Below are 23605 nucleotides of genomic sequence, written 5' to 3' on the forward strand. Positions count from 1 at the left end.
GTGCCGTTCCTGTTCCCGCTCCGGTTCCAGTGCCGGTTGCCGCCCCGGACTGCCCCGGACTGCCCCGGACTCAGCCGTGGTTGTTGTGGTTCAGCTCGAACCACACGACCTTGCCGGTGCTCAGGCGCGTCGCGCCCCACCGCCGGGCCAGCCTGTTGACCAGGTAGAGCCCGCGTCCGCCCTCGTCCGTGGCCCGCGCCTGGCGCAGCCGCGGCAGCTGCGGCACGTCGTCGCCGACCTCGCAGCGCAGCACGTCCGTGCGCAGCAGCCGCAGGGTCACCGGACGGGTGGCGTACCGCACGGCGTTCGTCACGACCTCGCTGACCAGGAGCTCCACGGAGTCGGTCAGCTCTTCGAGGCCCCAGCGCTCCAGGGCGCTGCGGGCCAGGCGGCGGGCGCGGGACGGCGTGGCGTCCTCCGGCTCCAGGAACCAGTACGCGACGTCGCTGGGCGCGATGCCGTCGAACCGGGCGGCCAGGAGCGCGATGTCGTCGTCCCGGTCACCGGGGCCGAGCATGTCCAGGACGTCGTCGCACAGGGCCTCCAGGGGCGGCGGATGGTCCGGCCCGGTCAACTGGGCGGTGGCGGCGAGCCGTTCGCGCAGTTGCTCTATGCCGGTCCACACGTCCCGCAGGCGCGACTCGACCAGGCCGTCCGTGTAGAGCAGCAGCGTGGCGCCCGCGGGCGCGTCCAGCTCCACGGCTTCGAAGTCGACGCCGCCCACGCCGATGGGCGCGCCCGGCGGGACCCGCAGGACCTCGGCGCGGCCGCCCAGATGCAGCAGGACGGGCGGCGGATGCCCGGCGTTGGCGATGGTGATGCGGTGGGCGACCGGGTCGTAGACCGCGTAGAGGCAGGTCGCCATCCGGTCCGAGCCGAGCCGCTGGGCCTGCTCGTCCAGGTGGTGCAGGACCTCCTGGGGCGGCAGGTCGAGCCCGGCCAGGGTCTGCGCGGTGGTCCGCAGCTGGCCCATGATGGCCGCCGAGGTCATGGAGTGCCCCATGACGTCGCCCACGACGAGCGCGACCCTGCTGCCGGGCAGCGGAATCGCGTCGTACCAGTCGCCGCCGACCCGGGCCGTCTCGGCGGCCGGGAGATAGCGGGACGCCAGGCGGACGCCGGTGGGGCGCGGCAGGGTCTCGGGCAGCATCGTGCGCTGGAGCTCGTCGGCGATGTACGCCTCGCGGCCATAGAGCACGGCCTTGTCGATGCCGAGCGCGCTGTGCGTGGCCAGCTGGGCGGCGACGAGGAGGTCGTCGTTCTCGAACGCGGGCCGGTCGGGGCGGCGCAGGAACACCGCGGCGCCGATCACCCGGCGTCTGCCCCGCAGCGGCGCGAGGATCGTCCGCTGCCCGGCGGGCACCGTGCGTCCCTCGCCGAGCAGTTCGGGCAGCGCGGCACGGGCCGCGGGGGCGTCGGCGAAGACCGGGCGTACCCCGCGCAGGACCTCGGCGAGGGCGCCGCCGGGGTGCACCTCGCACAGCTCGGAGGTGGTCACCAGGTCGGTCTGCACCTGGAGGGAGGGCATGCCGTTGCTCTCGGTGTCGGGGTCCTCGGCCCCCTCCTCGATCGAGCGCAGCCGGTCGGTCCGGCGCAGGCGCAGGATGAGTGCGCCGCTGGGCCGCTCCTCGCCGACCGGCAGCGGGTCGCGCAGATAGACGAGTATCGCGTCGGAGAACGTGGGGACCGTGGCCCGGCACAGGCCCATCACGATCTCGTCCAGGTCGATGCCGCGCGCGATGCGCCGGGTCGCGGCACCCACGAAACGCAGCCGGTCGCCGTCACGTCGCATCGCCGCGGGGCCGGAGCCCGGCGGCCGTGGCTGTCCCGTACGCCGCTCCTCACCGCCGGGGGCGCCCGGGGGGACGCCGTCGTGGATGTCCTGTCCGCCGCTCTGCCCCGCGCCCTGGTCGGGCCGCGGCCGGTGCTGGTCGGGCTGCTGCCCCGAGGGCCCCGGCGACTGGGAGTGCTCGTCGCTGGGGCTCGCGGTGGAGTCGCCCGTCCGGGCCTGTGCGGGTAAAGCGGCCGCGCTCTGGGTGCCCCGTGCCTTCGGGGCACGCGCCGGTGCCCCGCGGTGATCCGCGGGGGCGGCGGGCCGGGCAGCTCGGGGCTGTCGGCCCTCGTCGGGGATGGAGTGCTCCGTCACGCGTTTCGAATCCGTCCGTCCGGGGCTGCGCCTTGGTGTCCGGTGGCTACGTTGGTCAGCCGCGTCGGCAGTGCAGGAAGAGCTGGTGCTCGGGTGGTACCTCGGTGCTCGCCGGGGCGTAGGAGTACGTGTCCTCTTCGACGATGTCGAAGCCCGCGTCACGCACGACCTGCCGCAGTTCGCTCCGCAGGTATCCGGATACCCGGATTGTGTGCCCCAGGAACGGAATCCCCGCGTCGTCCAGGTCGGCCTCGACCATGGAGAGCGCGAGCAGGCCACCGGGGCGCAGCAGTCCGTGCAGCAGGCGCAGAGCGTACGGGATCTCGGCGCGCGGCAGCATCAGGAGCGCGAAGAATGCCGCGATCCCGTCGAACCGGCCGACCCCGTCGGGGCCTTCGGAGCGCAGTGCCGCCACGTCGAGCTGCCGGAACTCGGCGCTCTGCGCAGGCACGTTCTTCCTGGCCAGATCGAGCATGCCGGCGGAGAGATCGATCCCGAGGACGGAGTGCCCGGCCTCCACGAGCTGAAGGGCGGTCGGCACGCCGGTGCCGCAGCCCACGTCGAGCAACCGCGACCCGGGCGGCAGCGCGTCGGCGAGCCTGCGCCCGGCGGCGAGCTGGCCGTCCTTGTGGGGGAAGGCGTCGTCGTAGTACTGACCGATGGCGTCGAAGGCCTCGGCCTGACCGGTCCGGTCGGGCAGCACGCCGGATGGCCCGCCGTACCGGTCGAACTCGCTCGCCTCGCTCACGTTCTGCCGCCCTTCGATGACATCCTGTCAGGCAACGCGCAAGCTCAGGGAGTTGCTGCTGAGTTGCTGCTGTGCGCCCTTGCGGAGGACGATCCTACGTTTGAACCATGGGGGCGCATCAAGGGTCTCATGACGTCACATGTGCGGGCGTGCGGTCCCAGTCATCCGGAAGGCGTGGAATCTCCCAGTCCGGATCGGGGCGCCAGTGCGGCCAGTTGTCCGAGAACGGCAGTCCCCACGAGCGGATCACATCGATCGCGGCGTCTCCCGCGGCCCGCACCTCCCGCGCCTTGGACGCTCCCATCAGACCGGCGCGCTGGGCCTGGGCGAACTCGTCCTCGTCGTGCCAGCGCCAGGTCCGGTCGGGCCGCACGGAGATGTCCAGAAAGTGATCCTCGGAATCGATGCCTCCGGCCCAACGGGCGCGCGGCTCCTCCAGGTTCACGTACCAGTTCTTGAACCGCCATCCCGGGTCCCAGAACAGCCACACCGACCAGGGCTCCGCGGGGCGGGCCAGCTTCAGGACGCCGGTGCCGGACCAGTGGTCCCTGCGCAGGGCGCGCGGCTTGGTGTACCGGGTGGCGAGCGGCTCGTGGTGCACGGGGGTCCCGTCCGCGATCACGGGCTTCACGCACTCGGTGCCGGGCGCCATCCACACGGCGAGCAGCTCCGCGGTGTCCTGCACGACCGTGACGGGCCGGCAGATGTGGATCCTGTCCCCGGCGTTCTCCTTGTACCGCCACAGCACCTGGGCGCCGGGGGCCCAGTGTGCTGCTTCGCTGCTCGTCGTTGGCGGCGTGGTGAGGTCTGTCATGCAGAGATATTAGTCGCCGCCCGGACACGCTCCCGGGAACGGGACCGGGCGGCGGGGAGAACGGCCGCTACGGACGGGTCATCCGCAGCACGTCCAGCGCCTCGTCCAGCTGCTCCAGGGTGAGGTCGCCCCGCTCGACGTATCCGCCGTCGAGCACGACCTCGCGGATGGTCTTCCGCTCGGCCAGCGACTTCTTGGCGACCTTCGCCGCCTCCTCGTACCCGATGTACTTGTTCAGCGGGGTGACGACCGAGGGCGAGGACTCGGCGTACTCCCGGGCCCGCTCGGCGTTCGCGGTGATGCCGTCCACCGTCCGGTCGGCCAGGAGCCGCGAGACGTTGGCGAGGAGGCGTACGGACTCCAGGACGTTCTTGGCGATGACGGGCAGCATCACGTTCAGCTCGAAGTTGCCCGCGGCCCCCGCCGCGGCGACCGTCGCGTCGTTGCCGGTGACCTGCGCGGCGACCATCAGGGCGGCTTCCGGGATGACCGGGTTCACCTTGCCCGGCATGATCGAGGAGCCGGGCTGAAGATCGGGCAGGTTGATCTCGGCCAGGCCGGTGCGCGGGCCGGAGGCCATCCAGCGCAGATCGTTGGCGATCTTCGTCAGGCCGACGCCGATGGTCCGCAGCTGGCCGCTGGTCTCCACGATGCCGTCGCGCGCGCCCTGGGCCTCGAAGTGGTCCCTGGCCTCGGTCAGCGGAAGCCCGGTGGTGCGCGCCACCTCGTCGATCACGGCCGCCGAGAAGCCGGGCGGGGTGTTGATCCCGGTGCCCACCGCCGTGCCGCCCAGCGGGAGTTCGGCCAGGCGCGGCAGCGAGGCCTCCAGCCGCTCGATGCCGTACCGCACCTGGGCCGCGTACCCGCCGAACTCCTGGCCGAGGGTCACGGGCGTCGCGTCCATCAGGTGCGTGCGCCCGGACTTCACCACGTCGGCGAACTCCGCCGCCTTGCGTTCGAGGGCGGTCGCCAGATGGCCGAGCGCCGGGATCAGGTCCTGGGTCACCGCGCCCGTGGCCGCGATGTGGATCGAGGAGGGGAAGACGTCGTTCGACGACTGGGAGGCGTTCACGTGGTCGTTCGGGTGGACGTCCCGGCCCAGGCGCTCGGTGGCGAGCGTGGCGAGGACCTCGTTCGTGTTCATGTTGGACGACGTGCCGGAGCCGGTCTGGAAGACGTCCACCGGGAAGTGCTCGTCCCAGCGGCCCTCGGCCACCTCGGCCGCCGCGTCGGCGATCGCCTGCGCGACGTCCTTGTCGAGCACCCCGAGGTCCGCGTTGACCTTGGCCGCGGCGGCCTTGATGCGGGCGAGCGCCGCGATGTGCGCGCGCTCCAGACGCTGCCCCGAGACGGGGAAGTTCTCCACCGCCCGCTGCGTCTGCGCCCGCCATTTGGCGTGGGCGGGGACCCGCACCTCGCCCATGGAGTCGTGTTCGATCCGGTACTCACCGCTTGCGCTTGCGCTGGCGTCGCTGGTCATGCCACGAACCTACCTCTCCGTCAAACCCCGCTGAAAAGTTGAGCACTTGTCTTGTTCTAGGTATTCCCAAGGCTCTTACTGACCAGTAAAAACCGTGGGTAACACCAAACCGGGGAGGCGCAATGAAGCGCATCAGACGCGGCCACCGAGGCCGGTCGCGAGGGACGTTCGCGGCGGCCGTGGCGATGGCGGCGGTGCTCGGCACCGTCGCCGCCGCACCCGCCCAGGCGACCGGAGGCACCGGCCGGGGGAGCGCCGCACCCGCGGCCCCCGCGGCCACGTCCCTGCCGCCCGAGCTGGAGAAGATCCGCGCGGCCGAGGCCACCAAGCTGTACGGCGACCCGGCCGAGCGCCCGTTCGCCGACCGGAAGACGGGGCTCATCTCGCTCGGCGACAGCGAGATCTCGGGGGAGGGCGTCGGGACGTACGAACCCGGCACCGACGGCCCCGACAACTGGTGTCACCGCTCCCCGGACGCCGCGATCCACCGCACCGGCATCCCCGCGGACGTGACGTACAACGTCGCCTGCTCGGGAGCGCAGACCGTCAACATCAAGATCGGCGGGCAGAAGCAGTACCCCGACGAGCTGGTGCAGAGCGACAACCTCGCGGTCAAGGCGCGCAACACCAAGATCAAGGCGGTGATGCTCGTCATCGGGGCCAACGACGACCTCGAATTCGCGCCGGTGATGACCGACTGCGTGACGCGCTTCCTGCTCAGCCAGGGCTCCTGCGTGGGCAAGTACACGCCCGGCTGGCAGGCGCGGGTCGACGCGCTCGTGCCCAAGGTCGAGCAGTCCATCCGCGACCTGAAGACCGTCATGAAGGACGCGGGGTACGCGGGCGACGACTACAAGCTGGTCGTCATGGGCTATCCGAGCCCGATCGGCCCGGACTTCCGGGACAACCCGTCCTTCCCGGGCAAGCTGGTCTGCGGCGGTCTCGGCTACGACTCCGACACCGAGTGGGGCCGCAACTTCGCCGTCCCCGCCTTCGAGACGGGCATGCGCAAGGCCGCCAAGGCCGCGGGCGCGACCTACCTCGACAACTCCCGCCTCTTCCACGGCCACGAGGTCTGCATGGAGGACACCTGGGCGCGCGGTCTGTACGTGGACCTCTCCAACCCCTTCCCGCCGGACTCCAACTCGGTCCGCCAGTCCTTCCACCCCAACGCCCGCGGACACGCGGCCTTCGCCTCCTGCCTGACGCAGATCTACGACTCCGGCTGGCGCGAGGGCGGCTGCGCGGACCCGGCGAGCACGGGCAGCCCCAAGCTCTACCAGGGCGGCTGGGACGACGCGTACAAGCCGCTGAAGAACGCGGGCACGGGCACGTGCGTGGACGTCGACGCCTCCAAGAGCCGCAACGGCACCAAGGTCCAGGGCTGGGACTGCACCGGCAACCGCAACCAGACCTGGTGGTACGACGCCGGGCAGCGGTCCCTGCACACCGGCCTGACCCAGGACCGCTGCCTGGACGTCCCGGGCACCGCCGGGGAAGGCACCGCCGTGACGCTGTGGAACTGCCACGGGGGCGCCAACCAGAAGTTCGCCCGTGAGGCGGGCACGCTGCGGCCCGCCGCGGCGAACGACCTCTGCCTGACCCTGGCGGGCGCCAAGGAGCCGCTGCGGCTCCAGAAGTGCACGGGGGCGGCGAACCAGCGGTTCGCCTGACCTCGCTCCCGGGAGGCTCCGGGGTCGCTTCGGGGATTCCCGGAGACACGGAAGGGCCCTCTCCGCCGATGCGCGGAGAGGGCCCTTCCGTCCGTACTACGCCAGGCCCGGACCCCGCACCGGGATGGTCGTGAACGTCGGCTCCGGGGCCGGGTTCTGGAAGAAGTCGTTGCCCTTGTCGTCGACCACGACGAACGCGGGGAAGCCCTCGACCTCGATCTTCCACACGGCTTCCATGCCGAGCTCCTCGTACTCGACGACCTCGACCTTCTTGATGCAGTCCTGCGCCAGACGCGCGGCGGGGCCGCCGATCGAGCCAAGGTAGAAGCCGCCGTGCGTGCCGCAGGCATCCGTGACCTGCTTCGAGCGGTTGCCCTTGGCGAGCATGACCTTGGAGCCGCCCGCGGCCTGGAACTGCTCCACGTAGGAGTCCATCCGGCCGGCCGTCGTCGGGCCGAAGGAACCGGAGGCGTAGCCCTCGGGGGTCTTGGCGGGACCGGCGTAGTAGACCGGGTGGTCCTTCAGGTACTGCGGCATCTCCTCGCCCGCGTCGAGCCGCTCCTTGATCTTGGCGTGCGCGATGTCGCGGGCCACGACCAGGGGGCCGGTGAGGGAGAGGCGGGTCTTCACCGGGTGCTTGGTGAGCTCGGCGAGGATGGCGTCCATGGGCTGGTTGAGGTCGATCCTGACGACGTCCGCGGACTCGTCGCTCTCGCCCAGGTGCTCGTCGGTGGTGTCCGGCAGGAAGCGCGCCGGGTCCGTCTCCAGCTGCTCCAGGAAGACGCCCTCGGCGGTGATCTTCGCCGTGGCCTGGCGGTCGGCCGAGCAGGAGACGGCGATCGCGACGGGCAGCGAGGCACCGTGCCGGGGCAGCCGCACCACGCGCACGTCGTGGCAGAAGTACTTGCCGCCGAACTGCGCGCCGATGCCGATCTTCTGCGTCAGCTCGAAGACCTTCTCCTCCAGCTCCTTGTCGCGGAAGCCGTGGCCGGTCGGCGAACCCTCGGCGGGCAGCTCGTCCAGGTAGTGCGCGGAGGCGTACTTCGCGGTCTTCAGGGCGAACTCGGCGCTGGTGCCGCCGACGACGATCGCCAGGTGGTACGGCGGGCAGGCGGCCGTGCCCAGGGAGCGGATCTTCTCCTCCAGGAACTTCATCATGGAGGCCTCGTTCAGAACGGCCTTCGTCTCCTGGTAGAGGAACGACTTGTTGGCCGAGCCGCCGCCCTTGGCCATGAAGAGGAACTTGTAGGCGCCGCCGTCGGTCGCGTACAGCTCGATCTGGGCGGGGAGGTTGGAGCCGGTGTTCTTCTCCTCCCACATGTTCAGGGGAGCCATCTGCGAGTAGCGCAGGTTCAGCTTCGTGTACGCGTCGTAGATGCCGTGCGAGAGCGCCTTCTCGTCCTCACCTTCGGTGAGGACGTTCTGGCCGCGCTTGCCCATGACGATGGCCGTGCCGGTGTCCTGGCACATGGGGAGCACGCCCGCGGCCGCGATGTTCGCGTTCTTCAGCAGGTCGAGCGCCACGAACTTGTCGTTGCCCGACGCCTCCGGGTCGTCGACGATGCGCCGCAGCTGGGCCAGGTGCGCGGGCCGCAGGTAGTGCTGGATGTCGTGGATCGCCTCGGCGGCGAGCGTGCGCAGCGCCTCCGGATCGACCTTGAGGAACGTCCGCCCGTCGGCCTCGAAAGTGGAGACACCCTCGGAGGTCACCAGCCGGTACGGCGTGGTGTCCTCTCCCAGCGGGAGCAGATCGGAGTACTCAAACTCTGGCATTACGGCCATTCCTCACTCGGCAGACAGCGGCGCGGCCTCCATTGGCGACGCGCCAACCAGCGTAGAACGCCCGAAGCGGGGCGAGCCTGTGAGGTAAGGCTCAGTAGCGCGCGCCGGGCGGCGGACGGGTTGTCCACAGGGGCTAGTCGCGATCTATCGCGTCTGGGTACGCTGAGTGGTGTGGACCTAGACAAGCGCCCCCAGCAGACCCACCCGGAACCGCGGCCGGCAGACCTGCGCGCGTCGGACGCGGACCGGGACCGCACGGCGGACATCCTCCGCGAGGCACTCGCCGAGGGGCGCCTGACCGCGGAGGAGCACGGCGAGCGCATCGACGGCGTCTACCGCGCCAAGACCATGGGTGAACTGAAGCCGCTGGTCAGCGACTTGCCCGCGGCCAGCGACACGGCGTACCGCGCGGTGCGGCCCGAGCCCGTCCCCTCCCGCCCTTCGGACGGCGTGGTGCCCCCGGTCGCCGACGAGAACCTGGTCGCGGTCTTCAGCAGTTCGGTCCGCAAGGGCCGCTGGCGCGTGAGCCGCCGCACGCACGCGTACGCCATCTTCGGCAGCGTGGAGATCGACCTCAGCGAGGCGATCTTCGAGCAGCGGCAGGTCGTCATCCGGGCGATCTCCGTCTTCGGGGACGTCCAGATCCGCGTCCCGGAGAACATCTCCCTGCGGGGGAACGGCACGGGTGTCCTCGGCAACTTCGAGGTGGACACCCTCGATTCGGCCGAGCGGGACGCGCCGGTCGTCTTCGTCGACGGGTTCGCGGTCCTCGGCAACATCGAGGCGAAGCCCCGGCGCGGGAAGCTGATCCGGGACCTGCACAAGCACTTGCGCAAACATCTCGGCCACTGAGGGGCGCATCCGGCCACTGACGGCGCGAACTTCCGTACATCGGAACTCAGTGCATAGGCGTGTGCACAGCGGGTAGAGCTTGCTGCATCGTCTCTCGCTCGCGAAGCCGTCGTCAGGAGTAGACCCGTGCTGCAGCCGTCGCATCAGTCCCTGCAGGTAGCCGCTGTTCCGGCCGATGGGGCATCCCCTGGACGCGTGCAGGCGAGCCCTTGGGGAAAGGCGCCAGTGCGCGACCAAGATTCTCCGTGGCACACCGAGGCGGTGTGCCGGCGAGACGAGGCCGGGCTGTTCTTCGCCCCGTCCAAGGAACCCACGGCCTCACGCCTGTCCAGGGAAGAAGCCGCGAAGCGCGTCTGCGGCGGCTGTCCGGTGATGGTCGAGTGCCGGGAGCACGCCCTGCTCCAGCCCGAGCCGTACGGCGTCTGGGGCGGCCTCACGGCCGCGGAGCGCCGCGTGGTGCTCGCCAGGCGGCGCCGGCGCGACATGGAGCTCAAGAAGGCCGCGCACACGACCGCGGGTCCGATCGCCGCCGCCGGATAGCTCGCTGCCGGCGGATGGCTTGCTGCCGGCGGAAGGCTCGCCGCCGCCGGATGGCGCTTCCGTCGGTCCTTCATCGCCCTTTTGCTACGCCGAAGGGGGCGTCCCCCGCACGGGGCGCCCCCTCCGGTGTGCGCAACTCGCGCGCTGTAGAGCCTACTTGGCCCGGTCGAAGTCGATGGCGCTGTAAGCGCGCAGCTTCGCGAGCCGGTGGTCGGAGTCGATCTTGCGGATCGTGCCCGACTTGGAGCGCATGACCAGGGACGAGGTCGAGGCCTTCTCCGCGGCGTACCGCACGCCCTGGAGGAGTTCGCCGTCCGTGATGCCGGTCGCGACGAAGAAGACGTTGTCCCCGCGGACCAGGTCGGTCGTCGACAGCGTGCGGTCCAGGTCGTGGCCCGCGTCGAGCGCGCGCTGGCGCTCCGCCTCGTCCTTCGGCCACAGCTTGCCCTGGATCACGCCGCCCAGGCACTTGATCGCGCAGGCCGAGATGATGCCCTCGGGGGTGCCGCCGATGCCCATGAGCATGTCGACGCCGGTGCCCTCGCGCACGGCCATGATCGAACCGGCGACGTCGCCGTCCGAGATGAACTTGATGCGCGCGCCCGTCTCGCGGATCTCCTTGACGATGCCCTCGTGGCGGGGGCGGTCGAGGATCATGACCGTGACGTCCTCGGGCGAGCGGCCCTTGGCCTTGGCGACGCGGCGGATGTTGACGGACGCCGGGGCGTTGATGTCGACGTAGTCGGCGGCTTCCGGGCCCGTGACCAGCTTGTCCATGTAGAAGACCGCGGACGGGTCGAACATGGCACCGCGGTCGGCGGCGGCGAGCACGGCGATGGCGTTCGGCATCCCCTTCGCGCACAGGGTCGTGCCGTCGATCGGGTCGACGGCGATGTCGACCTCGGCGCCGGTGGTGTCACCGATGCGCTCTCCGTTGAAGAGCATCGGGGCCTCGTCCTTCTCGCCCTCACCGATGACGACGACGCCGTTCATCGAGACGGTGGAGACGAGGGTCCGCATGGCCCTGACGGCGGCGCCGTCGGCGCCGATCTTGTCGCCGCGGCCGACCCAGCGGCCCGCGGCCATGGCGGCGGCCTCGGTGACCCGGACGAGCTCCAGGGCGAGGTTGCGGTCGGGAGCCTCGGGAGAGACTTCGAGCTCGGAAGGGAGATGATGCTCGGTCATCGGAGCGCACCTTTCTGCTGATACGACGACGGCCGGATGAGGGTGTGGCACGACTCTATCCGTAGGCCGACAAAATGAGCAGAGGGCCCCACGCATGAGCGGATCGGGCGCGAGGGGTCTGCGGGGGAGGCCGAGGGGAAGCCGGGGGAAAGGTCGCGTTCGTGGCCTGAGACCATGGGGGCGTGGCAGGCAGACAAGGCAAGCAGACCGTACGGAACATGCTGTGGTCGATGGTGGTGATCACCCTCGTGGCCGGCGCGATGTACGTGTTCATCCCGCACGACGACTCCAAGAGCCCCGTCAAGCGCGTCGACTACAGGATCGAGCTGCTGAGCGCGCGAAGGGCGGCGGCGTACCCGGTGGCGGCCCCCGAGGGCCTGGCCAAGGCGTGGAAGCCGACGTCGGTGCGGTTCAACGGCGCCGAGGGCGACGCCTGGCACCTGGGCTTCCTCGACCCGTCCGACGAGTACGTCGTGGTCAAGCAGTCCACGGCGAAGCCGTCCAAGTTCATCGAAGAGGCCACGCAGCGGGCCGAGCGGACGAAGGTCACCGAGAAGATCAACGACCGGACGTGGCACCGCTACAAGGGCGGGACGTACGACGCCCTGGTACGCGAGGACAAGGGCGCGACGACGGTGATCGCGGGCACGGCGTCGTTCGACCGCCTTACGGAGATGGCGCGGGCGCTGAAGACGTCCTGACGCGTCCGGACGAGTCGCAGCGCGCGTGAGACGACGAGCGTGAGGCGACGCGCGAGAGACGACACGGGTGAGACGAGTGAGGGCCCCGGCGTGGTCGCCGGGGCCCTCACTCGTGCCGCCCGCTCGTCGGCGGGCGTCGGTCTCAGATGTCTTGAGACGTCTCAGATGTCTCAGACGGTCTCGATGACCTGGTCGAACTCCAGGCGCGGGGAGCGCGGGAACCAGGCGTTCTCGGCCGGCTTGCCGATGTTGACGATCATCAGCGGGGTGTGGTCGCCGTCCAGGAACTCCTTCTGGACGCCGGCGGCCTCGAAGCCGGTCATCGGGCCCGCGGCCAGACCGGCGGCACGCACGCCGATGATGAAGTAGGCGGCCTGGAGGGCGGCGTTGAGGTGCGCGGCGCCTTCACGGGCCGGACGCTCCGAGAAGAACACGTCCTTGGCCTGCGGGAAGTGCGGGAACAGCGCCGGCAGCTCCTCGTGGAACTCGTTGTCCGCGGAGAGGATCGCGACGAGCGGGGCGCTCGCGGTCTTCGGCTGGTTGCCCTCGGCCATGTGCTGGACCAGGCGCTCGCGGGCCTCGGGGGAGCGGACCAGCGTGATGCGCAGCGACGACAGGTTGAAGGCGGTCGGGCCGAACTTGACCAGGTCGTAGATGGCCTGCACCTGCTCGTCGGTGACCGGCTCATCGGTGAAGGAGTTCGCGGTGCGGGCCTCGCGGAAGAGCAGGTCCTGCGCGGCGGGGTCAAGGACGAGAGACATGGATCAACCTTCTCGGTGCGTGCGTGGGGCGTGAATCAGCTTGCGGTACCGACCGTACGGCGTTGCGGTTTAAGTTTCAACCAAATCGGCCGCTTGGTGATCCGCTTCACAACGCACCAGGTCAGGGCGGGGTGCCGGGAGGGGCGCGGCGTGGCTCAGGCGTCGTCGCCCTCCGCGTCGTCCTCGTCCTCGCCCTCGCCCCCGGCCAGGGCGGCGTCCAGGCGGGCGCGGGCACCGTCGAGCCAGCGGCGGCACACCTTCGCCAGCTCCTCGCCGCGCTCCCACAGGGCGAGCGACTCCTCCAGCGTGGTGCCGCCCGTCTCCAGGCGGCGTACGACCTCGATGAGCTCGTCCCGCGCCTGCTCGTAGCCGAGTGCGTCCGCCGGGCTCGTGGCCTCGTCCGTCTTGCTGGTCATGTGCCCACCCTAAATGTCGGTTCGTTCAGCTCATGTGGCTTGTGAGGCTCGTGCGGCTTGTGCGGCTCACGCGACGTCTGTTGCTCGCCCGGCTCGCACGGCTCCTACGGTTCGTGTGGCCAGCGGGTCCTGCGTGCTGCGGTGCGTCTCACTCGGAGGGTGCGGCTGTGACGGCGGGCGCGGCTGTGGCGGCCGGGTCCTCCCGGTCCTCCGGGTCTCCCGCGCCGGCCAGGGCCCGTACGGTGAAATCGCCCTCGGCGACCCGGGCCCGCAGCTCCTCGCCGGGGATCACCTCGTCCGCCGCCCGGACCACCGCGCCGTCGGCCTTCTGCAACACCGCGTACCCCCGCTGGAGCGTCGCGGCGGGGGAGAGGCCCACCACGCGCGCGTGGGTGTGCGTCAGCTCCGACTCGGCGCGGTCGAGCAGATGCCCCAGCGTGCGGCGGCTGCGGTCGACGAGCGCCGATACCTGCTCCTCGCGCTCCTCGATCATGCGGTGCGGATTCTCCATGGAGGGGCGGGCCAGCGCGTGCGCGAGGCCGCGGTCCTCGCGGTCCAGGAAGGCGTCCATGCAGCGCCGGGCCCGGTCCCGCAGCCACCGCACGCGCTCGTACTCCTCGCCGACGTCCGGGACGACCTTCTTGGCGGCGTCGGTCGGGGTGGAGGCGCGCAGGTCGGCGACGTGGTCGAGCAGGGGGTTGTCCGGCTCGTGGCCGATCGCGGAGACGACGGGCGTACGGCAGGAGGCGACGGCCCGTACGAGCTGTTCGTCCGAGAACGGCAGCAGGTCCTCCACGCTGCCGCCGCCGCGCGCCACGATGATCACGTCCACGGCGTCGAGCGCGTCGAGTTCCTTCACCGCCTGGACGACCTGCGGGACGGCGTGCACGCCCTGGACGGGGACGTTGCGCACCTCGAAGCGGACGGCGGGCCAGCGGTGCCGGGCGTTCTCCAGGACGTCCCGCTCGGCGGCGGAGGCGCGGCCGGTGACGAGCCCGATGAGCTGCGGCAGGAAGGGCAGGGCCTTCTTGCGCTCGGGCGCGAAGAGCCCTTCCCCGGCGAGGCTCTTCTTCAGCTGCTCGATCCGCGCGAGCAGCTCTCCCACGCCGACGGGCTTTATCTCGACGGCCCGCAGGGAGAGCTGGCCCCGGGGCGCGTACCACTCGGGCTTGGCGTGGACGACGACTCGGGCGCCTTCGGAGACGACGTCGGCGACGGCGTCGAACACCTGGCGGTAGCAGGTGACGCTGACGGAGATGTCGTGCGAGGGGTCGCGCAGCGTCATGAAGACCACGCCGGCGCCGGGCCTGCGGGACAGCTGGGTGATCTGCCCCTCGACCCACACGGCACCGAGCCGGTCGATCCACCCGCCGATGAGCCGCGACACCTCGCCGACGGGCAGCGGGGCATCAGCGGACGTGTTCAAAGCCATGCGCCGAGCGTATCGGCACCCTCTGACACGAGGGGGGTCCCGTTTCGGCGAGGTGGGGGCGGACACCGAGGCCCCCGGCCTCTGCGGCTCTTGCGTCGCTGACCGGACGCGGAGTGTCGGGTGAGCGGGCGGGAGAGAATCGCCGGGAGGCTGCGGCTAGGCGTCCCCCCGCTGAGCCCGCTCAGCCCGCCGAGCCCGCTGGGCAAAGAGCACGATGAGCCCCACGGCCAGCCACACCGCCCCCACCACCTGCGCGGACCCCGCGGCCTCGAAGATCACCGCCAGGGTGATCGCCGCCCCGAGCACCGGCACCAGAACATGCCGCCACCAGCTCACCGGGCCCCCCTGCCGCCGGACGGCGAACCACCCCACCACGCTCGCGTGCAGCAAGACGAACGCCGTCAGGGCCCCGACGTTCACCACCGAGACCAGGTGATCCATCCCGTCGTCCCGCCGGGCCGCCCACACCGCGGCGACCATCGTGATCACGGCCGCGCACAGCAGCGCGAGCCGCGGAGTCCCGGACTCCGTCTTGGACAGGGCCCCCGGCAGCCGCCGGTCGCGCGCCATGGCGAACAGCAGCCGCCCCGCCGCCGCCTGCCCGGCCAGCGCGGCGAACGCCGCACCGATCGCCTTGCTCACGGCCACCAGATCGTGCAGCCAGTCCCCGACCGCCGAGTCGACCGCATCGTAGAAAGCGGACCCCTGCTTGGCCGGCTCGGCGGCCAGCTGGGCCGACGACACCGGCTCCAGGAGCGCCACCAGGTACGTCTGGGCGATGAACAGGGCGCCCGCCAGCACCAGGCAGAACAGCACCGCCCGCGCCACCTTCGCCGAGCCTCCCGTCACCTCCTCCGCGAACGAGGCGATCGCGTCGAAGCCCAGATACGAGAGCACCGCCACCGACACCGCCCCCACCACGGCACCCAGCGCGAACGCCCCCTGCGAGCCGTCCCCGCTCAGCGGCGAGAGCCAGTCCCGCTGCGCCCCGTCCTGCGCCAGTACGACGATCGCCGACACCACGAAGACGAGGAGGACGACGATCTCCATGGCGAGCACCAGGAACCCGACCCGCGCCGCCGCCCGTACGCCCCACAGGTTCAGCGCGGTCGTCACCAGGACCGCGATCGCCGTCCACACCCACCGGGAGACGGACGGCACGAGTGCCTCCATCGCGATGCCGGAGAAGAGATAGGCGACGGCCGGGATGAGGAGGTAGTCCAGCATCGCCATCCACCCGGCGATGAACCCCGGGCCGTTGCCGAGCCCCACGCGCGCGTAGGCGAAGACGGAACCCGCCTGCGGGACCACCTTCACCATCTGGGCGTAGCTGAAGGCGGTGAACGCCATCGCGACGGTGGCGATGATGTAGACGAGGGCCACGGCGCCGTGCGACTTGGCGTCGAGCGTTCCGAAGACTCCGACCGGCGCCATCGGGGCGATGAACAGCAGCCCGTAGACGACGAGATCGCGGAAACCGAGGCTGCGACGCAGCCCGTCGCCGCCGCCCTCGCCCTCGCCGGTGGCGCCGGGGTGGGCGCCGGCCGCCCTGTCTGAGTTGCCGGAGTAACCGGACATCGTGCCTCCGTAAGTGAACGCAGGCCTCCAGTCTCCCCAAGAAGGCGATCTTTGACGCGCTGGGCTCGGCCTTACGATGGGGGTATGACTGCTTCGACTCCTGCCCGCCGAGTCCTGCTCGCCGCCCCCCGCGGCTACTGCGCGGGTGTGGACCGTGCCGTGATCGCCGTCGAGAAGGCCCTTGAGCAGTACGGGGCCCCGATCTATGTCCGCCACGAGATCGTCCACAACAAGTACGTGGTGCAGACCCTGGAGAAGAAGGGGGCCATCTTCGTCGACCAGACGGCGGAGGTCCCCGAGGGCTCCATCGTCATGTTCTCCGCGCACGGCGTGGCGCCGACGGTCCACGCGGAAGCCGCCGAGCGGAAACTGGCGACGATCGACGCGACGTGCCCCCTGGTCACGAAGGTCCACAAGGAAGCCGTCCGGTTCGCCAAGGACGACTTCGACATCCTCCTGATCGGCCACGAGGGCCACGAGGAGGTCATCGGCACGTCCGGTGAGGCGCCCGACCACATCACGCTGGTCGACGGCCCCGACGACGTCGCGAACGTCGAGGTCCGCGACCCGGACAAGGTCGTCTGGCTCTCCCAGACCACGCTGTCGGTCGACGAGACCATGGAGACGGTCGACGCCCTCAAGACCAAGTTCCCCGGCCTGATCTCCCCGCCGAGCGACGACATCTGCTACGCCACGCAGAACCGCCAGATCGCGGTGAAGAAGCTGGCGGAGGACGCCGAGCTCGTCATCGTCGTCGGCTCCAAGAACTCCTCGAACTCCATCCGCATGGTCGAGGTCGCCCTGGACGCGGGCGCCCCCGCCTCCCACCTGGTGGACGGCGCGGACGAGATCGACGAGGCGTGGCTGGAGGGCGTGTCCACGGTCGGTCTCACCTCGGGCGCCTCCGTCCCCGACATCCTGGTGGACGGCGTCATCGAGTGGCTGGCCGAGCGGGGGTACGCGGACGTGGAGACGGTGAAGACGGCCGACGAGTCGATCACCTTCTCGCTGCCGAAGGAGCTCCGCCGCGACCTGCGCGCCGAGGCCGCCGAGCTGTCCCGGAAGTAACGCGCGTGCCAGGCACTGCCCGTAACGTGGGTCGCATGCAGATCTTCGGTGTGGACATCGGCGGATCAGGGATCAAGGGCGCGCCCGTGGACCTGAACCGTGGAGACCTGGCAAAAGAGCGGCACAAAGTGCTCACTCCGCAACCGGCGACGCCCGACGGCGTGGTCGACAAGGTGCGCGAGGTCGTCGAGCACTTCGGCTGGACGGGCCCGGTCGGCGCCACGTTCCCCGGAGTGATCACCGGCGGCACCGCGCGCACGGCGGCGAACGTCGACAAGAGCTGGATCGGCACGGACATCCAGAAGCTGGTCTCGGACCGGATCGGCGGTGCCCCCGTCACCGTCCTGAACGACGCGGACGCGGCGGGCGTCGCCGAGATGCACTTCGGTGCCGGCCGCGGCCGCACGGGCACGGTCATCCTGCTCACCCTCGGCACGGGCATCGGCAGCGCCCTGTTCACCGGCGGCCGCCTCGTCCCGAACACCGAGCTGGGCCATCTGGAGCTGCACGGGCACGACGCGGAGAAGCGGGCCTCGTCCAAGGCCAAGGAGGACGAGGACCTCACCTGGGAGCACTGGGCGCACCGCGTCCAGAAGTACCTGGCGCACGTGGAGATGCTGTTCTCGCCCGAGCTGTTCATCATCGGCGGCGGCGTGAGCCGCAAGGCCCACAAGTTCCTGCCGCTGATCGAGGGCATCCGGGCCGAGCTGGTCCCCGCGGAGCTTCAGAACAACGCGGGGATCGTGGGCGCGGCGATGGCGGCGGAGAAGGCGTAGGGCAAGACGCCGCAAACCTGACCGGCGCATGCCTGACCGCCGCGAACCTGACCGGCGGATGCCTGACCGCCGCAAACCTGCCTGGCGCATGCCTCACCGCCGCAAGCCTGCCTGGCGCATGCCTGCCTACGCGGTGGGCATGCGCCGTTTCGCGCCCTGGGGCGGCCGAGGCCGCGCCCCGGCGGTGGCGGGGGACGCGGCCCGCGCCCGGCGCCGCTGCCCCATGAGCTTGACGCGCCGCCCGAGCACGACGAGACCGGCGACGAGCGTCCCGCCGTACAGCCAGCCCGCGTGCAGCGCGAGCAGGGTGATCAGGCCCATGAAGTGCCCGCCGAAGCCTCCGCCGTTTCCTCCGGAGATCGGCACGAGGCCGACGGCGAAGGCGATGGGCACGGCGATCGGCGCGGTCACCAGGTCGGCGGGCCGCACCCAGAACGCGGTCAGACCGCTCACCAGCACGAAGAGCACGCCGTACGCGACGGCGGAACCCCCGAAGAGCAGCCACAGCAGACAGGCGAGCAGGAACATCGTCGCGGCGCAGAAGAGAGCGCTGCCGAGCCCCGTGAGACGCGGGTTCGGCATCCCGCGCAGGACGCGGTAGAGCGGCAGCGCGTGCAGTCTGCGGACGAAGGGGGGCATCGGGCGGCGGGGACGGGAGGCGGCGCGGTAGACCGTCGCCGCATCGGCGGGCCTGCCCTGCGGGGGCAGGGGCGCGGTGCGTCGCGGCCGGGCCGGAGGCTGAGGGGGACGCGTCCTGTGTTGCTCCACCGGACCAACCTAGGTCGAGCCATACCGATAATCCTGCCTGGGACACGCCCTTTGGCCGACCTTGGCCATGCGTTCGAAAGGAGGGCGGTACGCCGACGAGGGCGGGGCACGCACGCCGTAGACTGGGGGACTGCCCTACGGTCGCTCCGGCCCTCCGGGCCGTCCACCCCCAGCACTCACGTACGGGAAGTCGCAACGTGTCGCTCACGATCGGAATCGTCGGTCTGCCCAATGTCGGCAAGTCGACCCTGTTCAACGCCCTGACCAAGAACGACGTGCTTGCGGCCAACTACCCGTTCGCCACGATCGAGCCGAACGTCGGCGTGGTCGGCGTCCCCGACCCCCGCCTCACGAAATTGGCGGAAATCTTCAGCTCGCAGAAGGTCCTCCCGGCGACGGTCGACTTCGTCGACATCGCCGGCATCGTGCGCGGCGCGAGCGAGGGCGAGGGCCTGGGCAACAAGTTCCTCGCGAACATTCGCGAGTCGGACGCCATCTGCCAGGTCATCCGCGCCTTCAAGGACGAGAACGTCGTGCACGTGGACGGCAAGGTCTCGCCCAAGGACGACATCGAGACGATCAACACCGAGCTGATCCTCGCGGACCTCCAGACGATCGAGAAGGTCCTGCCGCGCCTCCAGAAGGAGTCGCGGATCAAGAAGGACGTGGCGCCCAAGGTCAAGGCGGTCGAGGAGGCCCAGGCGATCCTGGAGAAGGGTGACACGCTCTTCTCGGCGGGCATCGTCCAGGGCTCGGGCCGCGAGGAGCTCCTCCACGACCTGCACCTCCTGACCACCAAGCCCTTCCTCTACGTCTTCAACGTGGACGAGGACGAGCTGACGGACGACGCGTTCAAGGCGGAGCAGAGCGCCCTGGTCGCCCCGGCCGAGGCGATCTTCCTGAACGCCAAGCTGGAGTCGGAGCTGGTGGAGCTGGAGGAGGACGAGGCACTCGAACTCCTCCAGTCGGTGGGCCAGGAAGAGCCGGGCCTCGCCACTCTCGCCCACGTGGGCTTCCGCACCCTCGGCCTCCAGACCTACCTCACGGCAGGCCCCAAGGAATCCCGCGCCTGGACGATCCCCCAGGGCGCCACGGCCCCCGAGGCGGCGGGCGTGATCCACACGGACTTCCAGAAGGGCTTCATCAAGGCCGAGGTCATCTCCTTCGAGGACCTGGTCGAAACGGGCTCGGTCGCCGACGCCCGCGCGGCGGGCAAGGCCCGCATGGAGGGCAAGGAGTACGTGATGCAGGACGGCGACGTGGTGGAGTTCCGCTTCAACGTGTGACGGCCGACGCATCCCGCATCACCGCGCCGCTGCCCGGCGACCATGCAGTTCAGAAAGGGCCCGACTCTTCGGAGTCGGGCCCTTTGCTCTTTCCCGTGCCGGGATGGCGCCGGGGCGAGGATGCCCATACCGGGATGTGCGCACGCCAGGCGCCGATCAGCGGGGCGGGCGTGCGGGCGTGGCGCTTTTCCTTCGGCGTATGACTGGCAGGGGCACGCAAATTTTTGATGGGATCGAGCAAGAAATTTGCTGCCCGGGGTGACGTGTGGTGACAGGTGTGCCCTCCGTCCCATCCCGCCGACCCCCACTGGCCAGCCCCAAGCCCCTGCCGTCCGCTACGCAACCGCAGCGCAAGTCGAAAACCCTTGCTGCGTACAGGGGTTGAGTGGTGTGTGCGAAGCGTTGACATTCCCGGGGCGTGGGGCAAATCTGTGGCCCGCAGCCGCAAAAAACTGACTGTGTGTCGGAAATCCCGCATCTTCTGCAATCCGGCTGTGCCCCCTCCACTGCACCCCATCTACCGCACCACTCTCCACCGCACTCCCTCCACCGCACTCCCTCCACCGCACCCCCCGTGCGACACCCCCGTGGAACAAGAGGACGCCATGAGACGTAAGCAACGACGCGGCCGGCGGCTGATCACCGCCGCGCTCTGTGCCGGACTGACCGCCCTGGGGCTCGTGCCCCTCGGCGGTGGCGCGGCTGCCGCGCGGCCCGCCGCCGAGCCCGTGAACCTCGCCCTGAACAAGCCGATCGAGGCGTCCTCGTCGACGCAGAACTACTTCGCCCCGAACGCCAACGACAACAACACCAACACCTACTGGGAGTCGAGCGGCCACCCGTCGACGCTCACGGTGAAGCTCGGCGCCAACGCCGACCTGACCTCGGTCGTCGTCAAGCTCAACTCCGACCCCGCCTGGGCGACCCGCACGCAGAGCATCGAGGTCCTCGGCCGTGAGCAGTCGGCGCAGGGCTTCACGTCCGTCAAAGCCCGCGCCGACCACTCCTTCAGCCCGTCCGGGAACCAGAACTCGGTGACCATCCCGGTCAGCGGCCGATACGCCGACGTACAGCTGAAGATCTTCAGCAACAGTTCCGGATACGGCGCCCAGGCCGCCGAGTTCCAGGTCATGGGGACCCCGGCGCCCAACCCCGACCTCACCGTCTCGAACCTCACCTGGGACCCCGCGCAGCCCTCCGAGAGCGACCCGGTCACCGTGAACGCGACGGTCCGCAACACCGGCAGTGCGGCAGCAGCCGCCACCACCGTGAACGTCAGCCTCGGCGGCACGGTCGCGGGCAGCGCCGCGGTACCCGCCCTCGGCGCCGGCGAGTCGGCCGTCGTGAAGGTCGCCATCGGCAAGCGCGCGCAGGGGAGTTACACCGTCTCCGCCGTGGTCGACCCGACCGACACCGTCGACGAGCAGAACGACGACAACAACAGCCGTACGGCCGACAGCAAATTGACGGTCAGTCAGAGCCCCGGGCCCGATCTGGAAGTCACCGGCATCACCTCCGACCCGGCGAACCCCGCCGTCGGCGCCAAGGTCACCTTCGCCGCGAAGGTCCACAACCGCGGCACCAGCGGCGTGAGCGCCGGATCGGTGACCCGGCTGACGGTCGGCGGCGCCACCCTCACCGGCACGGCTCCCGCCATCGCCGCCGGTGAGACGGCCACGGTGACCATCAGCGGCAGCTGGACCGCCGTCAGCGGCGGCGCCACGCTCACCGCGACCGCCGACGCCACGAACACGGTCGCCGAGACCAACGAGAACAACAACGTCTTCGCCCGCTCCATCGTGGTCGGACGCGGGGCGGCCGTGCCGTACGTCGAGTACGAGGCCGAGGACGGGCGGTACGAGGGCACGCTCCTCCAAGCCGACGCCGAGCGCACCTTCGGCCACACCAACTACGCGACCGAGTCCTCGGGGCGCAAGTCCGTGCGCCTCACCTCCACCGGCCAGTTCGTCGAGTTCACCTCGACCAGCGCCGCCAACTCCATCGTCGTACGCAACTCCATACCCGACGCGCCCGGCGGCGGTGGCCAGGAGAAGACCCTCAGCCTCTACGCCGACGGCAAGTTCGTGCAGAAGCTGACCCTCTCCTCCAAGCACAGCTGGCTGTACGGCAACACCGACCAGCCCGAGGGCCTGACCAACACCCCCGGCGGCGACGCGCGGCGGCTCTTCGACGAGTCGCACGCGCTGCTCACGCAGACGTATCCGCAGGGCACCAAGTTCAAGCTCCAGCGCGACGCCGGTGACGACGCCGCGTTCTACGTCGTCGACCTGGTCGACCTGGAGCAGGTGGCCCCCGCGGCGAGCAAGCCCGCCGAGTGCACCTCGATCACCCAGTACGGCGCCATCCCGAACGACGGTATCGACGACACCTCCGCCATCCAGCGCGCGGTGACGGCCGACCAGAAGGGCGACATCGCCTGCGTGTGGATCCCGGCCGGGCAGTGGCGCCAGGAGCAGAAGATCCTCACCGACGACCCGCTGAACCGCGGCCAGTTCAACCAGGTGGGCATCCGTGACGTCACGATCCGCGGCGCGGGCATGTGGCACTCCCAGCTCTACACGCTGACCCCGCCGCACGAGGCGGGCGGCATCAACCATCCGCACGAGGGCAACTTCGGCTTCGACATCGACGACAACACCAAGATCTCCGGTATCGCCATCTTCGGCTCCGGCGCCATCCGCGGCGGCGACGGCAACGCGGAGGGCGGCGTCGGCCTCAACGGCCGCTTCGGCAAGAACACGAAGATCAACGACGTGTGGATCGAGCACGCCAACGTCGGTGCCTGGGTCGGCCGCGACTACAGCAACATCCCCGAGCTGTGGGGCCCCGGCGACGGCCTGGAGTTCAGCGGCATGCGGATCCGCAACACGTACGCGGACGGGGTGAACTTCACCAACGGCACCCGCAACTCCACCGTCTTCAACTCGTCGTTCCGCAACACCGGCGACGACGCGCTCGCCGTGTGGGCCAGCAAGTACGTCAAGGACACCTCGGTGGACGTCGGCCACGACAACGCCTTCCGCAACAACACGGTCCAGCTGCCGTGGCGGGCCAACGGCATCGCGGTGTACGGCGGTTACGGCAACAAGATCGAGAACAACCTCGTGTACGACACCATGAACTACCCCGGCATCATGCTCGCGACCGACCACGACCCGATCCCCTTCACCGGGCAGACGCTGATCGCCAACAACGGGCTCTACCGCACCGGCGGCGCGTTCTGGAACGAGGACCAGGAGTTCGGCGCCATCACGCTGTTCGCGCAGGGCCCGGACATCCCCGGCGTCACGATCCGCGACACCGACATCCACGACTCGACGTACGACGGCATCCAGTTCAAGACGGGTGGCGGCACCATGCCGGACGTGAAGATCTCCGACGTGACGATCTCCAAGTCCAACAACGGCTCCGGCATCCTCGCCATGAGCGGCGCGCGGGGCAGCGCCACGCTCACCGACGTGTCGATCAGCGGTTCGCGGGACGGCGACATCTTCAAGGAACCCGGATCGCAGTTCGTGATCAACGGAGGAGGTGCGAAGAAGTCCTCCACCAGGAGTTTCTCCCTCCGGTAAGGGTGG

19 protein-coding genes are annotated in these 23605 nt (G+C 70.4%); 8 read left to right on the forward strand and 11 right to left on the reverse strand.

Going from position 1 to position 23605, the window contains the following annotated elements; genetic code table 11:
• Nucleotides 1-70: 70 nt before the first annotated feature.
• The 4 genes from QBL25_RS26225 to QBL25_RS26240 form a co-directional block, all read right to left on the reverse strand.
• The gene (locus QBL25_RS26225) at nt 71-2146 is read right to left on the reverse strand and encodes a SpoIIE family protein phosphatase (RefSeq protein ID WP_409059419.1); all 2076 of its coding nucleotides are present in this window, start codon (nt 2144-2146) and stop codon (nt 71-73) included.
• A 55-nt stretch (nt 2147-2201) separates the two neighbouring features.
• Complete coding sequence (locus QBL25_RS26230; RefSeq protein WP_409059420.1) at nt 2202-2894, reverse strand: class I SAM-dependent methyltransferase; 693 nt, start codon at nt 2892-2894, stop codon at nt 2202-2204.
• A 127-nt stretch (nt 2895-3021) separates the two neighbouring features.
• Nucleotides 3022-3708 carry a DUF402 domain-containing protein gene (locus QBL25_RS26235; RefSeq protein WP_409059421.1) on the reverse strand — a complete coding sequence of 229 codons (687 nt, stop codon included), beginning with the start codon at nt 3706-3708 and terminating at the stop codon, nt 3022-3024.
• 67 nt (nt 3709-3775) lie between these two features.
• Entirely contained in the window at nt 3776-5188 is a 1413-nt protein-coding gene (locus QBL25_RS26240) for a class II fumarate hydratase (RefSeq protein WP_409059422.1), read from the reverse strand.
• A 122-nt stretch (nt 5189-5310) separates the two neighbouring features.
• Between QBL25_RS26240 and QBL25_RS26245 the strand changes: the two genes are divergently transcribed.
• Nucleotides 5311-6861: a ricin-type beta-trefoil lectin domain protein gene (locus QBL25_RS26245; protein WP_409059423.1), complete on the forward strand. Its 1551-nt coding sequence runs from the start codon at nt 5311-5313 to the stop codon at nt 6859-6861.
• 96 nt (nt 6862-6957) lie between these two features.
• Here QBL25_RS26245 and QBL25_RS26250 read toward each other — a convergent pair whose 3' ends face one another.
• Nucleotides 6958-8634 carry a fumarate hydratase gene (locus tag QBL25_RS26250; protein WP_409059424.1) on the reverse strand — a complete coding sequence of 559 codons (1677 nt, stop codon included), beginning with the start codon at nt 8632-8634 and terminating at the stop codon, nt 6958-6960.
• Between the two features lie 180 nt (nt 8635-8814).
• On the opposite strand from QBL25_RS26250, the gene QBL25_RS26255 reads away from it, so the two are divergent.
• Both QBL25_RS26255 and QBL25_RS26260 read left to right on the forward strand, forming a co-directional pair.
• Nucleotides 8815-9495, forward strand: a complete 681-nt coding sequence (locus QBL25_RS26255; RefSeq protein ID WP_409059425.1) for a DUF1707 domain-containing protein — start codon at nt 8815-8817, stop codon at nt 9493-9495.
• A gap of 126 nt (nt 9496-9621) precedes the next feature.
• The gene (locus QBL25_RS26260; RefSeq protein WP_409059426.1) at nt 9622-10035 is read left to right on the forward strand and encodes a WhiB family transcriptional regulator; all 414 of its coding nucleotides are present in this window, start codon (nt 9622-9624) and stop codon (nt 10033-10035) included.
• A gap of 153 nt (nt 10036-10188) precedes the next feature.
• Here QBL25_RS26260 and glpX read toward each other — a convergent pair whose 3' ends face one another.
• On the reverse strand, nt 10189-11220 hold the full coding sequence (glpX, locus tag QBL25_RS26265) for a class II fructose-bisphosphatase (protein WP_409059427.1): 1032 nt from the start codon (nt 11218-11220) through the stop codon (nt 10189-10191).
• 182 nt (nt 11221-11402) lie between these two features.
• On the opposite strand from glpX, the gene QBL25_RS26270 reads away from it, so the two are divergent.
• Nucleotides 11403-11921: a DUF4245 domain-containing protein gene (locus QBL25_RS26270; protein ID WP_409059428.1), complete on the forward strand. Its 519-nt coding sequence runs from the start codon at nt 11403-11405 to the stop codon at nt 11919-11921.
• Between the two features lie 170 nt (nt 11922-12091).
• On the opposite strand, the gene QBL25_RS26275 is transcribed toward QBL25_RS26270, so the two are convergent.
• From QBL25_RS26275 to QBL25_RS26290, 4 genes are all read right to left on the reverse strand, one after another.
• Nucleotides 12092-12682, reverse strand: a complete 591-nt coding sequence (locus QBL25_RS26275; RefSeq protein ID WP_409059429.1) for a malonic semialdehyde reductase — start codon at nt 12680-12682, stop codon at nt 12092-12094.
• 155 nt (nt 12683-12837) lie between these two features.
• On the reverse strand, nt 12838-13098 hold the full coding sequence (locus tag QBL25_RS26280; RefSeq protein ID WP_409059430.1) for an exodeoxyribonuclease VII small subunit: 261 nt from the start codon (nt 13096-13098) through the stop codon (nt 12838-12840).
• Nucleotides 13099-13246: 148 nt separating this feature from the next.
• The gene (gene xseA / locus QBL25_RS26285) at nt 13247-14530 is read right to left on the reverse strand and encodes an exodeoxyribonuclease VII large subunit (RefSeq protein ID WP_409059431.1); all 1284 of its coding nucleotides are present in this window, start codon (nt 14528-14530) and stop codon (nt 13247-13249) included.
• Nucleotides 14531-14686: 156 nt separating this feature from the next.
• Nucleotides 14687-16108, reverse strand: coding sequence for an APC family permease (locus QBL25_RS26290; protein WP_409059432.1), 1422 nt, complete (start codon nt 16106-16108; stop codon nt 14687-14689).
• An 84-nt stretch (nt 16109-16192) separates the two neighbouring features.
• On the opposite strand from QBL25_RS26290, the gene QBL25_RS26295 reads away from it, so the two are divergent.
• Together QBL25_RS26295 and ppgK are read left to right on the forward strand one after the other, a co-directional pair.
• Nucleotides 16193-17176, forward strand: coding sequence for a 4-hydroxy-3-methylbut-2-enyl diphosphate reductase (locus tag QBL25_RS26295; protein WP_409059433.1), 984 nt, complete (start codon nt 16193-16195; stop codon nt 17174-17176).
• Between the two features lie 35 nt (nt 17177-17211).
• Nucleotides 17212-17952, forward strand: coding sequence for a polyphosphate--glucose phosphotransferase (gene ppgK / locus QBL25_RS26300; RefSeq protein ID WP_409059434.1), 741 nt, complete (start codon nt 17212-17214; stop codon nt 17950-17952).
• Between the two features lie 126 nt (nt 17953-18078).
• Here the strand turns inward: ppgK and QBL25_RS26305 are convergent, their stop codons facing one another.
• Complete coding sequence (locus QBL25_RS26305; protein WP_409059435.1) at nt 18079-18720, reverse strand: DUF6542 domain-containing protein; 642 nt, start codon at nt 18718-18720, stop codon at nt 18079-18081.
• Between the two features lie 197 nt (nt 18721-18917).
• On the opposite strand from QBL25_RS26305, the gene ychF reads away from it, so the two are divergent.
• A complete protein-coding gene (gene ychF / locus QBL25_RS26310) occupies nt 18918-20006 on the forward strand; it encodes a redox-regulated ATPase YchF (protein WP_409059436.1) in 1089 nt (362 codons plus the stop codon).
• Nucleotides 20007-20611: 605 nt separating this feature from the next.
• Nucleotides 20612-23599, forward strand: coding sequence for a CARDB domain-containing protein (locus tag QBL25_RS26315; protein WP_409059437.1), 2988 nt, complete (start codon nt 20612-20614; stop codon nt 23597-23599).
• The last annotated feature ends 6 nt before the right edge of the window (nt 23600-23605 follow it).

This window comes from Streptomyces sp. SYP-A7185, from assembly GCF_046103685.1.
GTDB lineage: Bacteria > Actinomycetota > Actinomycetes > Streptomycetales > Streptomycetaceae > Streptomyces.

Bases quoted from the DNA above. Each gene is read 5' to 3' on its own strand.
- QBL25_RS26245 (WP_409059423.1), top strand. From the start codon at position 5,311: ATGAAGCGCATCAGACGCGGCCACCGAGGCCGGTCGCGAGGGACGTTC.
- QBL25_RS26290 (WP_409059432.1), bottom strand. From the start codon at position 16,108: ATGTCCGGTTACTCCGGCAACTCAGACAGGGCGGCCGGCGCCCACCCC.
- QBL25_RS26295 (WP_409059433.1), top strand. From the start codon at position 16,193: ATGACTGCTTCGACTCCTGCCCGCCGAGTCCTGCTCGCCGCCCCCCGC.
- QBL25_RS26250 (WP_409059424.1), bottom strand. From the start codon at position 8,634: ATGCCAGAGTTTGAGTACTCCGATCTGCTCCCGCTGGGAGAGGACACC.
- ppgK (WP_409059434.1), top strand. From the start codon at position 17,212: ATGCAGATCTTCGGTGTGGACATCGGCGGATCAGGGATCAAGGGCGCG.
- QBL25_RS26315 (WP_409059437.1), top strand. From the start codon at position 20,612: ATGAGACGTAAGCAACGACGCGGCCGGCGGCTGATCACCGCCGCGCTC.
- QBL25_RS26280 (WP_409059430.1), bottom strand. From the start codon at position 13,098: ATGACCAGCAAGACGGACGAGGCCACGAGCCCGGCGGACGCACTCGGC.
- xseA (WP_409059431.1), bottom strand. From the start codon at position 14,530: ATGGCTTTGAACACGTCCGCTGATGCCCCGCTGCCCGTCGGCGAGGTG.
- glpX (WP_409059427.1), bottom strand. From the start codon at position 11,220: ATGACCGAGCATCATCTCCCTTCCGAGCTCGAAGTCTCTCCCGAGGCT.
- QBL25_RS26240 (WP_409059422.1), bottom strand. From the start codon at position 5,188: ATGACCAGCGACGCCAGCGCAAGCGCAAGCGGTGAGTACCGGATCGAA.
- QBL25_RS26235 (WP_409059421.1), bottom strand. From the start codon at position 3,708: ATGACAGACCTCACCACGCCGCCAACGACGAGCAGCGAAGCAGCACAC.
- QBL25_RS26275 (WP_409059429.1), bottom strand. From the start codon at position 12,682: ATGTCTCTCGTCCTTGACCCCGCCGCGCAGGACCTGCTCTTCCGCGAG.